Genomic DNA, 12,229 nt, shown 5'->3' with positions numbered 1-12,229 from the left:
GCACTTACACTCGCACTCGAGTCGGTCCGAACTCGCGCCCACCTGAGACTGTGCCCGAACCATGACCGACACACAACCACCGACCGACGAAACCGAGATTCACCAGTTAGACGAGGACACCGTCGCCCGCATCGCCGCCGGCGAGGTCGTCGAACGGCCCGCAAGCGCCGTCAAGGAACTCGTCGAGAACAGCCTCGACGCCGGGGCTTCGAGTATCGACGTCACCGTCGAGGCTGGCGGCACGGACCTCGTCCGCGTCGCGGACGACGGTCACGGCATGACTGAAGCCGACCTTCGCGCTGCCGTCCGCCAGCACACGACGAGCAAGATCAGCGGCCTCGACGACCTCGAGTCGGGTGTGGCCACCCTCGGCTTCCGCGGCGAAGCCCTGCACACCATCGGCTCCGTCGCGCGCCTGACCATCCAGTCGCGACCACAGGACAGCGACGGCGCGGGCACCGAACTCGTCTACGAGGGCGGCACCGTCGAATCGGTCTCGCCGACCGGCTGTCCCTCAGGAACAACAGTCGAGGTCGCGGATCTCTTCTACAACACGCCCGCCCGCCGGAAATTCCTCAAGACGACTGCGACCGAGTTCGCCCACGTCAATCGCATCGTCACCCGCTACGCGCTCGCGAACCCGGACGTAGCCGTCTCGCTGACTCACGACGGCCGCGAGGTATTCTCGACGACCGGGCAGGACGACCTGCAGGCCGCCGTCCTCGCTGTCTACGGCCGCGAGGTCGCCTCCGCAATGATCCCCGTCGACGCCGACGGCGAGGAACTTCCGCCGGGGCCACTCGAGTCCGTCGCCGGTCTCGTCTCCCATCCCGAGACGAATCGTGCGAGCCGAGAGTATCTGGCGACGTACGTCAACGACCGTGCGGTGACCTCAGACGCGCTCCGAGAGGGGGTCATGGGTGCCTACGGCACGCAGCTCGGCGGCGATCGCTACCCATTCGTCGTGCTCTTTCACGAGGTTCCTGGCGACGCCGTCGACGTGAACGTCCACCCGCGCAAACGGGAGGTGCGTTTCGACGACGATGACGCGGTGCGCCGACAGGTCGATTCGGCGGTCGAAAGTGCCCTCCTCGAGCACGGCCTGCTTCGCTCGCGAGCGCCGCGCGGTCGCTCGGCACCGGACGAGGCACGGGTGACGCCGACGCAGGAGGAGCTGGCGGAGCGAGCGGGTAATGGAGCCGAGACGAGTGCAGCGGAAACGGGCACTTCCGAAGGCGACGCCGACGAGTCGGGGGTACTCGAGAGCGGTGACACAACGAGCGATACGAACGAGGAGACAGCCACGAGCGCTGTCGACGGCGACCGGACGCCGACAGGGCCGAATCGAGCAGGAGATTTGGAGTCGGTGGGGTCAGCGAACTCGGCGGCGACGAGTGAGCCGATAGAGTCGGATGACCCCGAGTTCCAGTCGGCCGCAGAGTTCCACCCAGACGACGATGTAGCCGATTCCGCCTCCGCCGCATCGTCCAGCTCGCCGGCCGGTTCGGGCGATAAGGCTCGGGATACGGATCGGGACCAAAACCCGGAATCGGCGGCCCCCGCCCCGACGAATACATCGGAGACCGCCGGGACGCAGGGGGAAAGCAAGTTCGACCGCACAGCGTCGGAACAAAACCAGGAACATCCGACTCGCGAACACGAACGCAAGTTCGACAACGCGACCGAACAACGGACGCTCGCGGGCGACGCTGCGACGGGCAGCGCAGAGAATCGCCAGTTCGACTCGCTGCCGCCGCTACGGGTGCTCGGCCAACTGAGCCACACCTACCTCGTCTGCGAAACCGACGACGGCCTCGTACTGATCGACCAGCACGCTGCCGACGAGCGAGTCAACTACGAGCGCCTTCGCGCTGCGTTCGATGAAGACTCCTCCGCGCAGGCGCTGGCCTCGCCAGTCGAACTCGAGTTGACCGCTGCCGAAGCGGAGGCGTTTGCGGCCTACCGCGATGCGCTCGCGCAACTTGGCTTCTACGCGGACCGGGTCGATGACCGGACGGTGGCGGTGACGACCGTGCCGGCGGTGTTCGAGAAGACGCTCGAGCCGGACCAGCTTCGGGACGTGCTCGTCTCGTTCGTCGAGGGCGACCGCGAGGCAGGCGCGGAGACGGTCGACGCGCTGGCGGACGAGTTTATCGGCGACCTGGCGTGTTATCCGTCGATCACGGGCAACACGTCGCTGACGGAGGGCTCTGTCGTTGATCTGCTCGCGGCGCTCGACGACTGTGCAAATCCGTACGCCTGTCCGCACGGGCGGCCGGTGATCGTGCAGTTCGACGAGGCCGAAATCGAGGATCGGTTCGAGCGGGATTATCCGGGTCACAGCGGCTAAGGTCACCGTCGCGTCGGTTTCTGACCGCTATTCTGCGCGGTGTGTATCCGGTTCGTCGAGCGAGCGGACTGGGCTCTCAGAACGGCGTTCGTGATAGGAGAGCCAGAGGCCACAGAGGAGCGCGACGACCGCTGCACTGGTCGCAATCGCGAACGCAATCTGGTAGCCGGTTTCTGTGTAGACCTAAACGCCCGCCGACGAGTTCGCCGGCCCAGTAGGTGTCGAGCACCCAGCGCCGTCGAAACGAATCGGCCCACAGTCGCATTCGTTGGGTGTTTCCGCCAACGCATCCACAATATTCGCGAAGCGGAACGGTCTGCGACCCAGTCGCTCGGTGTGGTCTCATTGGCGTCGACAACGAAACGGCACTCCAGCACGTACCGGCTGCCATGACAACGCTCGAACTCGACGGCGAACACGCCGGGGGACAGTTCCTGCGAAACGCACTCGCACTGTCGGTACTCGAGTCCAGACCGATTCGGATCGAGAACGTTCGCGGTGACCGACCGACACCGGGATTGGCTCACCAGCACCTGGCGGTCCTCGAGACGATGGCCGAACTCATCGACGCCGACGTATCGGGTGCCGACCACGGCGCGGAGACCGTCGCGTTCGATCCCGGAACGTTCCGACTCGCGGGCGGAGAGTACGCTGTCGACATCGGCACCGCTGGCAGCGTGACGCTGCTGTTCGACGCCGTCCTCCCGCTGGCGACCGTACTCGAGTCCCCGCTGTCACTGACGGTGACCGGCGGGACGGATGTGGCGTGGTCGCCGCCACTCGATTACACGCGATACGTGAAACTGCCGCTGCTGCGCCGATTCGGACTCACTGCCGCGATCGAGTGTGAGCGGCGCGGATTCTATCCCGATGGTGGCGGACGGGCGACGCTCCATCTTGCGCCGTCCGAAATCGAGCCACTCGACGCTCCCTCGCTGGTCGAGCGGCCGGACGTGGCTGGACTCCGCGTGTACTCGACAGAGGCCGCTGCGCTCGCAGAGCAGGACGTCGCACATCGACAGGCTGCGGGGGCGCTGAATTGGCTCGGGCTCGAGTCGGTGGGAGCTGAGAACCCTGACACCCAATCAGCGCTCGACGAGTGCGAGGTCGTCGAACAGATCGAGACGACCGCGGCGAGCGCCTGCCCAGGCTCGGCGATCGTGCTCCGACTCGAGTCCGAAGACGGCGTTCCCATCGCGGGCTGCAACGCACTCGGCGAGCGCGGCGTGCCAGCCGAGCGCGTCGGCGAGGACGCCGCGGACGCCGCGAACCGATTTCTGGCCGGCGACGCAGCCGTCGACCGCCATCTGGCAGATCAGCTCCTCGTTTTTCTCGCACTCGCCAGCGGCCGGGTTCGCGTTCCCGCCGTCACCGATCACGTCGACTCGAGTTGCGACTTACTCGAGTCGTTCGGTGTGCCGGTCGAGCGCGTCGGTGAGGGAACGGGAGCGACGGCCGTGGTCGCCGTCGAGTCGGGCGACGAAGTCAGTGAAGTCGGCGGTGTCTGAACCGACGGGTCGCGCACGTGACATTGGAACAACTTATACCGGCAGCGTCCGATTGTCGCGATATGACTCGGACAGACGGCACCGGCCGACAGCGGAGGGTTGATCCGTGAGCGAACTCGTCACCTTCGGCGAGTCGATGCTCCGACTCTCCCCACCTGGTCACGAGCGACTCGAGAACGCGACCGAACTCGAGGTCCACGCCGGCGGCGCAGAGAGCAACGTTGCTATCGCTGCCCAGCGATTCGGCACTGAATCGACATGGCTGTCGAAGGTACCCGAGACGCCGCTCGGCCGACGCGTCGTCGGCGAACTCAGACAGCACGGCATCGAGACGGACGTGGTCTGGAGCCACCGCGGCCGACAGGGCACCTACTACCTGGAGCAAGGTGGCTCACCCCGCGGCACGAACGTCATCTACGACCGCGCGGACAGCGCTATCACGACCGCCTCGGCAAGCGAGTTCAACCTCGACCTGATTCAGAACGCGCAGGTGTTCTTCACCAGCGGTATCACGCCCGCGCTCTCCGAATCACTCCGGGATGCTACAGCAAACCTGCTCAAGGCGGCCAGACAGGGCGGGACGACGACCGCCGTCGATTTCAACTACCGACGGAAGCTCTGGAGCCCCGAGGAAGCCGAATCGACGATGACCCGGCTGTTCCCCGGCATCGACATCCTCGTCATCGCCGCCCGCGACGCCCGTGCCGTCCTCGGTTTCGAGGGCGACCCGCGCCAGCTCGCACACAAACTCGGCTCCCAGTACAACTTCACCACCGTCGTCGTCACCCGCGGCGACGAGGGCGCAATCGGCTGGCACGACAGCGTCGTCCACGACCAGGCGGCCTACGAGACCGACACCGCCGACGCCATCGGCACCGGCGACGCCTTCACCGGCGCGTTCATCGCCCGCCGACTCGACGGCGACGACGTCCCAACGGCACTCGAGTACGCGGCCGCGACGGCAGCGCTCAAGCGGACGATTCCGGGCGACGCGGCGCTGGTTACGGAGGAGGAAGTTGAAGAGGTCGTTTCGGAGCGCGGGGAGGATATTTCTCGCTGACGGGTGCAGTTGGGGTTTTGTCCTGTCTTCTGCTCTGCTCTGTTCTGTTCTGTTTTCGTTTTTCTCCGGACCTCCGCTCCCCTGCGTGTGTTTTCCACCGACTGTGAGACACCAAGACACACCAGGCCAGTACTTTTGTCGACTACGGCAGAAATCCGTCTATGAACTGGACTGTTCACCAGGCACCGCCGTCGGCCGCAGAAACCATCCGGGAAATCGCCCACGAAAGCTGGCACGCCGCCTACGATGACTTCCTCGGCGCGTCGCAGGTCGACCGGATGATCGACGACTGGTACGAACTGGACGAACTCGAGTCCTCCATCGCGAACGCAGCCGACCAAGCGGGAGCGTCGTTTCTGGTCGCCGTTCCATCCGAGGGCGGCGGCCCAGCCAGTAGTGAGAACGCTGAAAACGCTACAGCCGCCGTCGGCTTCGCACACGCTGGCGTCGATCCAGATGAGCCGGAAACCGCATACCTCCCACGGCTGTACGCCCGGCCGAGCGTCTGGGGAGAAGGGGTCGGAACGGCGCTGATCGCCCGCATCGAGGCCGATCTGCGCTCACACAGCGAGCGACTTCGACTCACCGTCCTCGCGGACAACGAGGTCGGCGTCTCGTTCTACGAATCGCGCGGCTTCGAGCGAGTTGAAACGCGACCGTCGGATCTGGAGTCCGTGGATGGCGAGGGTGTACTCGAGGAGTATATCTACGAAAAGTCGCTATAACGTGGTGCTGTGTTGATGGCGTGCTGCTGGCGCACGCACTTCAGCCTGTTTGCGGTCTCAGCTTCGCTTACAGCGTCTTTTCGGCTTCGTCGTCGTCGACAATTTCGATCCCACGGTTGTTGACCGCCATCGGATCGAGGCCGACCTCCTGGAGGAACTGCTTGTACTCGCGCTCACACTGTTCTGCGTCCTTCTGCTTGTCGCTCGCGCGGTCACAGAGTTCCACGAGGTTCTCTGGCACGTCGTTTTGGTAGACAATCCAGTGGTTGATCAGGTCCGAGAGGCGGCGGATCGGACTGGTGAAGTGGCCGTAGATCTCGAAGTTCAGCGCGTGGTGGCCGCCGAACGGGTCGTTCATGTACTTCGCGCGGGGCATCACCTTCATCACGGCCCACTGAATCTTATCGAGCTGTCGACCGGGTGCCTCCTCTAGGGTCGCGTTGACGGCCTTCCGTGGGTCGTCCCAGGTGTCGCCAGGGACCGAGACGCCGTCTAAGTCCTGAATCTCGCGCAGTGCCTCAGACCACTCGTCCGGGCTTGGCTGCGGGTGAACGCGGTACATCGCCTCGACCCCGCGGTCCCACATCAGCGTGTGCGTGACGGCCTTGTTGGCCTTGAGCATGCACTCCTCGATAATCGTGTGCGCGCGATCGCGGCTCGGGTTCAGGACGAGCGAGCCGTCTTCCTTGCGCTGTTCGTGCATCCGGTCTGCGACTTCGTGGACGAGTTTGTTCTCCTTGTGTAGTGGCGCGTCGGGGTCGTCGAGTCGATTCTCGGCCTGCGAGTACGTCAGGCGCTCGTCGGACTCGATGACCGACTTGTAAATCTCGATGTTCTCGTAGCCGAGGTGTTCCTTGTCCAGGTGCATCTCGACGGTGTGGGCGAAGCGCTCCTCGTTCGGTACGAGCGAGCAGACCGACTCCGCGAGAATCGGCGGGAGCATGTGGATCGTATAGCCCGGCAGATAGACCGTGTTACTGCGCTCGACGGCCTCGTCCCACATCGCCGTCTCCGGGTTGACGTAGTGAGTCACGTCGGCGATGTGGACCCAGAGGACGTACTCGTCCTCGCGCTCTTCGATCGAGAGCGCGTCGTCGAAGTCCTGGGCGTCAATCGGGTCCGTCGTCCAAGTTGTCAGGTCTCGCAGGTCCTTTCGGTCGTCGATTCCTTCCGAAATCTCCGATTGGACGTTCTCCGTTCGCGCTTTGGCCTCCTCGAGTACCGCCTCGGGGAACTCGTCCCGAATCTCTAACTTCTCAAAGAGGTCGTCGCGTTTGTTCTCGAGATGGCGGGCGAGATCCTCCGAGATCTGGACGGGACCCTGCCCTTCGGCCGTGCCGGCTTCGGCCTGTGCGTCGTCGCTCATGGCGTGGGGTACGGACGAGAGGGTGAAAGTCGTGTCGGGATTAGGTTTGCAGCCGCTACGTGTCGATACTTGCACCTCGGAAAGAACGCATCACCGCCTGATGGCCTATAACTGGTGCTAACAGCAGTTTTGCGTGACAACAAGCGTCATCGGTCGGTCGACGTGACGAGGACTCACTACGACGATCACAGCTCGTACGTCTCGCCGTCGAGTGCCAGCGGCTCCGCAAACGCATCGGTAACCGGGTAAAAGTGTGCGATGTGGACCAGTCGCGCCCGCTCGGCGTCGAGGTCGTCCGCGAGCGCGAGTGCACCCTCGCGTGTCATATGCTTGGTCCCGAAGGTACGCGCCACTCCCTCGTCGTCCTCGTGTCTGCCACCAATCGGATGGGCATCACAGAGTTCCGCGGGAACGATCGCATCCGCCAGCAGTAGATCGGGCTCCGCGAGCACCTCGCGCGAGGCTTGCGGAATCGCGTAGCTCGTATCACCCGACAGGGACAGCTTCGCCCCGGTTTCGGGGTCCTCGATGGCGAGCCCATAACACAGAAGCGGCGGATGATCGACCGGAACGAGCGTCACGTCGAACCCACAGATTCGGGTGGACTCGAGTGGCGTCGTCGGCTGGACACTGACGGCGTTGAGGTAGTCGTAGTCGTTGGCGACGGTTTCGGCGACGCTTTCGCCGGTCTTGGGGTCGGTTTCATCGGCGGCGTAGACGTCGAGCGAGTCGAAGACGCGAAAGACGTTGCCGAGGCCGTCGAGGTGGTCAAAATGGATGTGGGTGATGATGGCGGCGTCGGGGAGCGAGACCGACTCGCGCAGGAACTGGTATCGGAAGTCAGGGCTGAAGTCGATGAGCAGGGACTCATCCGTACGTTCGTTCTCGACGTGGACCGAGAAGCGCGTGCGTTCGATATCGCGCTCGCGAGCAGTTTCGCAGGTATCACACTCACAGCCGACGGTGGGTGTGCCGGTCGTATCGCCGGTTCCGAGGAGCGTTACGCGCACGGAGAGGTCACCGACATTGGAGTGAAACACCTCGCTCCCGACCGTTTCTGCTCACGGCCGCGCAGTCGCCGTCGATCAGACATACGTCTGCCCTTCGGCCAGCGCCTGCTGGATCAGCGGGTGATTCGGTTGCGATTCGAACTGCTTCGCCGGGATGACGTACACCGAGAGGACTGTGCCGTGCTCGATCCCAATCGACTCGCCAAGCGACTCGAGTTGGCGTTCGATTTCGTCGTTGAGGACGTCGTCCGCGACGCCGACCAGGAGTTCTATCGAGGCGTGGATGGGGCGGTTGTTCTGGACGGCATCGCCGAACGCGATGAGACGGTCGATTGCGTCGCCGTACTCAGTCTGTGCCTGGCGGGCAAACGCCGCTGCGGGGTCGGGAGGAGAACTAGAACTGGCACTGGTACTGAGACTGGCATTAGAACCGGAATCAATGTCGATACTGGCAGGATTCGAACCGGAACGCATGCCTCGGTTCGTATTGCGGTTGCTCCGACCGTCAGCGTCGTACTCCGGCTCGCCTGGTCGTAGCCCATCAGTCATTGCTAGATCGTTTATCGCCATCCCATAAAGGGTATGCTGATTATCGACACAGCAAGCAACGTGTGCGTTCACGAGAACGTGACCAATCTCGAAGGCGTGTCAATCGTTGGATCAGTGACTCACCGACTCTCGCAGAAGAATTGGACAAGCAGTTGCAGAATCACGGAATTATAGCGTCTCCCCAAGAACCATCTTATTGGAGATGCTTTTATAAAGCAAGGCATTATAACTCATTATGCAAGAAAACGACACAGCAGCCACCAGCTCAACGGCTACGGAACGCTGACTGTCGGGTGTCGAGTCGTTTGCGAATCCGACGACAGATACAAACTGCGGTGCGTTCTCGCGCAGTCAGTGGTCGTGACTGTGATCGTGGTCGTGATCGTGATCGTGATCGTGTTCGTCTTCGTGCCCACCATCACTCGCCGCACCCTCGATATCGCCACCCGCAACGAGCGCGTCGTGGTCGCCCTCGATCATGTCCATATTCTTCAGGGTATCCCGCTCTTCGAACTCCTCGACGGCGTTGAGCAGGTCCTCTTGCGTGAGAGTGGTTCGGTCCTCCGTGAGCGCCTCGAGTACCGCCTCGCGAAGCACCATCCGAAGGTCGCTGCCGGTCAGCCCTGACGTGGCCTCGGCGATGAGCTGTGGATCGAACTCCTCGATGTCCATCGTGCGGGTGATGACCTGCAGGATGTCCGCGCGCATCCCGTAGTCCGGCTTCGGGAAGTTGATAATCTCGTCAAAGCGCCGCCAGGCTGCGTCGTCTAACTGGTCGGGGTGGTTCGTCGCGCCGATTAGCAGCACGTCGTCGTCGATCAGCGAGATGTTGTCGACGGCTTTGAGCAAGGTGTTGACCGCGCGCTTGAGCGCCGCGTGCTCGTCGCTGCGACGAGTCTTGGCGACGAAGTCGAACTCGTCGATAAACAGAATACACGGCGAGAGACGCTTTGCGACCTCGAACGTCTTGTCGACGTTCTTCGCCGTCTCACCGAGGTACTGCGAGGTGATCATCGAGAGTTTGACCTCGACGAACGGGAGGTCCATATCCCGCGCGAGCGCCTGTGCGGTCGAAGTCTTTCCAGTCCCTGGCGGGCCGACGAACAGTAGTTTCCCAATCTCGCGCAGGCCGATCTCTGCGAGGTAGTCGCGGTGTTCGATCGCCTTCGAAATCTTGTCGATTTCGGCCTCCTGGCCGTCCGTCAACACCAGATCGTCGAGCGTGATGTCGACCTCTTCGGGCGCGCGAACGTCGACGAGGTCAAGCATCTCCTCGTCCTCCTCGGTATCGAAGTACTCCTCGAGAAGACTGTCGATCCAGACGCGGTCAGCCTGGATCGGCCGGTTGCGCTCGCGGGCCTCCTCATGGCTCACGTCGCCGTCGATGGCGTCGTGGCCCGCGAAGTGCTTTGCGAGCGTTGGATTCTCGTGCAGCCGGTCGGCGTCGACACGTTCTGCGAACCAGGATTCGGCCATCTCCTGTTGTGTAAGCGAGAGCGAACCAGAGAACTCGTCGCGCTCGGTGAACATCAGTTCGGAGACGGCGTCCCAGGGCCGGTCAACTCCGGTTGCCTCGCGCGCAGTGCTGTTGGTCGCCGAAAGCGGGCGACTGATACCAGTGTGGCGACGGCGATTCTGTTCCTCCTCGTCTTCCTCCTCGTTGTCGACGCCGCCGGTCCAGAATACCCGGCGGAACGATGGCGGAAGGTCGTTCTCGTCAAGCGTCCTGTCGTCCGAGTACACGCTCGTCGTGAGCAGGAACTCCACGACATCGAGCGCTGCATCACTCATTCGGTCATCGTACTCACCACACGGTCTTAACAGCGTCGTCACGTCCATCGTGTGTGAGAGTCTCTCGGCGTCACCACCACCACCACCACCACCAGCACCGCACCACCATCATCATCACCGAACGGTAGGTTTCCCTTACGACCACGGCTATACTAGGACAGCGTCGAAAACAACAGGGACAGCGGAGACAACGAAGCCAACTGGTGACGGCACATCGGCGACGGCACAACGATTTTCGTCCCCCGGTGCACACCAGTCCGTATGAACGTACTCGTGGGACTCGGTGGGAGCGACGAATCGGTCAAAACACTCCGCCAAACCATCGATCGTACTCAGGACGTTGGCGACGACCTCACTGTTGCCGTTCTCGAAAAACCCGAATCGAAACGCAGCCAGGGCGAGATGTACGAGGAAGCCGACTCCCTGCTCTCCGAGGCCGGTGTCGACGCCGATCTCGTCCGACTCGAGGGCGACCCCGGCAGCGCGCTCGTCGACCACGCCGAACAGGGTGAGTTCGACCAGTTGGTTATCGGCGGCGGAACACTCAGCCCGATGGGGAAGATACAGCTTGGACCGATCACAGAGTTTGTCCTGCTAAACGCGCCGACGACTGTCAAACTGGTGCGATAACGATGGGGCGCGCGCGACTCTACCCCGACGAGCCGTCGGGACCGTTCCCGTCGCCGCCGTCGACTATCGAGGACCGCGAGGGCCGCGATATCGAGATTCGGGCACCCGGTCAACTAACGACCGACCTCGACGCCGTCGTCGAGATGTATGACCAGTTCGACCCTACCGACCGCGCCCAGGGGATTCCACCGACGGGCGAGGACCGGATCCGAAACTGGCTCGAGACGATTGCCGACGAGAGCGTCAACGTGATCGCTCATCACAAGCCAAATGGCGATGTCGACGGCGACACCGAAGTCATCGCCCACGCAATGCTCGTCCCCGATGCCGACGATCCCGCAGCAATCGAGAACAACAGCGACATCGAGTGGGAACTCGCCATCTTCGTCCTGCAGGACTACCAGCAGGCAGGGATCGGCACCCACCTGCTCAAACACCTGCTCGGCCACGCCAGCGACGTCGGTATCGAACGCGTCTGGCTCACCGTCGAGCGCTGGAACAACCCCGCAATCGCACTCTACGAACGCGTCGGCTTCGAAGCCTCCGGCACCGAGAGCTTCGAACAAGAGATGTCGATCCGACTCGAGTAGCCTGCCCTGACAGACCTCTCGTTGTAACCGCACCAGTCAGACAGACAGCACCGGCTGACTCGCATAGGACAGCACGTACTCGGCGACCTTCTCGAGTACCTCCGCCGACGCGGCGTCGGTCACAGGTTCGCGCGGCAAGACGATGAAGTCGGCGTCGACATCGTCTGCGGTGTCGAGAACGACGTTTCCGGGATGGCGCGTCTTGCGGGCCTGTGAGAAGCCGTCGTCGATGGAGGTCGACAGCGCGACGCCTCGTTGCTCGGCGATCCGGCCAACATCTTCGAGGAATCCCTGGGAGTTCTCGGCGACGGCGGCTTCGTCAACGGTGCCGACATCCATCCCGCGGACGACGCCGCGGCCGAGCACGTAAAGGACGTGGACCGACGCGTCGTAGCGGTCGGCAATCGCGACGGCGTACTCGACGGCAGTTGCGGACTCGTCGCTTCCGTCGACGGGGGCGAGAACGGTATCGACGGTCACCGGCTCGCTGTCGTCCATGGACATATGGGGAGGGTGTGCGCGCAGTCGGCAAAAACCCTCGGGCGAGGACCAGTGTGTTAGAAGGGGCTAACGGCAACAGCCACCACTAGCAGGGCAGGTCCCTGACACAAACAACTCCGTTTCGAACCGTGTCCAATTGAGAAACAGTT

The 12,229-nt window shown here is 63.2% G+C and carries 11 protein-coding genes; 6 read left to right on the top strand and 5 right to left on the bottom strand.

All coding sequences use genetic code 11. The features are described 5' to 3' along the window. Nucleotides 1-61: 61 nt before the first annotated feature. The 4 genes from mutL to C482_RS06940 all read left to right on the top strand — a co-directional run bounded on the left by mutL (nt 62) and on the right by C482_RS06940 (nt 5,643). On the top strand, nt 62-2,350 hold the full coding sequence (mutL, locus tag C482_RS06955) for a DNA mismatch repair endonuclease MutL (RefSeq protein WP_006166814.1): 2,289 nt from the start codon (nt 62-64) through the stop codon (nt 2,348-2,350). 389 nt (nt 2,351-2,739) lie between these two features. Then, nucleotides 2,740-3,858: an RNA 3'-terminal phosphate cyclase gene (gene rtcA / locus C482_RS06950; RefSeq protein ID WP_049896548.1), complete on the top strand. Its 1,119-nt coding sequence runs from the start codon at nt 2,740-2,742 to the stop codon at nt 3,856-3,858. A 106-nt stretch (nt 3,859-3,964) separates the two neighbouring features. Next, the gene (gene kdgK1 / locus C482_RS06945; protein WP_006166812.1) at nt 3,965-4,918 is read left to right on the top strand and encodes a bifunctional 2-dehydro-3-deoxygluconokinase/2-dehydro-3-deoxygalactonokinase; all 954 of its coding nucleotides are present in this window, start codon (nt 3,965-3,967) and stop codon (nt 4,916-4,918) included. Between the two features lie 161 nt (nt 4,919-5,079). Beyond that, nucleotides 5,080-5,643: a GNAT family N-acetyltransferase gene (locus C482_RS06940; protein WP_006166811.1), complete on the top strand. Its 564-nt coding sequence runs from the start codon at nt 5,080-5,082 to the stop codon at nt 5,641-5,643. 67 nt (nt 5,644-5,710) lie between these two features. Here the strand turns inward: C482_RS06940 and C482_RS06935 are convergent, their stop codons facing one another. The 4 genes from C482_RS06935 to C482_RS06920 all read right to left on the bottom strand — a co-directional run bounded on the left by C482_RS06935 (nt 5,711) and on the right by C482_RS06920 (nt 10,359). Then, on the bottom strand, nt 5,711-7,009 hold the full coding sequence (locus C482_RS06935; RefSeq protein WP_006166810.1) for an RNB domain-containing ribonuclease: 1,299 nt from the start codon (nt 7,007-7,009) through the stop codon (nt 5,711-5,713). 185 nt (nt 7,010-7,194) lie between these two features. After that, nucleotides 7,195-8,019: an MBL fold metallo-hydrolase gene (locus C482_RS06930; protein WP_049896547.1), complete on the bottom strand. Its 825-nt coding sequence runs from the start codon at nt 8,017-8,019 to the stop codon at nt 7,195-7,197. 75 nt (nt 8,020-8,094) lie between these two features. Further along, a complete protein-coding gene (locus C482_RS06925) occupies nt 8,095-8,568 on the bottom strand; it encodes a hypothetical protein (protein ID WP_006166808.1) in 474 nt (157 codons plus the stop codon). A 351-nt stretch (nt 8,569-8,919) separates the two neighbouring features. Continuing rightward, on the bottom strand, nt 8,920-10,359 hold the full coding sequence (locus tag C482_RS06920; protein ID WP_049896546.1) for an ATP-binding protein: 1,440 nt from the start codon (nt 10,357-10,359) through the stop codon (nt 8,920-8,922). 261 nt (nt 10,360-10,620) lie between these two features. Between C482_RS06920 and C482_RS06915 the strand changes: the two genes are divergently transcribed. Beyond that, entirely contained in the window at nt 10,621-10,989 is a 369-nt protein-coding gene (locus C482_RS06915) for a universal stress protein (RefSeq protein WP_006166806.1), read from the top strand. A gap of 2 nt (nt 10,990-10,991) precedes the next feature. Next, the gene (locus C482_RS06910; protein WP_006166805.1) at nt 10,992-11,579 is read left to right on the top strand and encodes a GNAT family N-acetyltransferase; all 588 of its coding nucleotides are present in this window, start codon (nt 10,992-10,994) and stop codon (nt 11,577-11,579) included. A gap of 36 nt (nt 11,580-11,615) precedes the next feature. Here C482_RS06910 and C482_RS06905 read toward each other — a convergent pair whose 3' ends face one another. Next, nucleotides 11,616-12,077, bottom strand: a complete 462-nt coding sequence (locus C482_RS06905; RefSeq protein ID WP_006166804.1) for a universal stress protein — start codon at nt 12,075-12,077, stop codon at nt 11,616-11,618. Nucleotides 12,078-12,229 lie beyond the last annotated feature (152 nt).

The organism is Natrialba chahannaoensis JCM 10990 (assembly GCF_000337135.1).
Lineage (GTDB): Archaea > Halobacteriota > Halobacteria > Halobacteriales > Natrialbaceae > Natrialba > Natrialba chahannaoensis.
The sequence above is the reverse complement of the archived record's forward strand: the minus strand, read 5'-3'. Positions and strand labels throughout refer to the sequence as shown.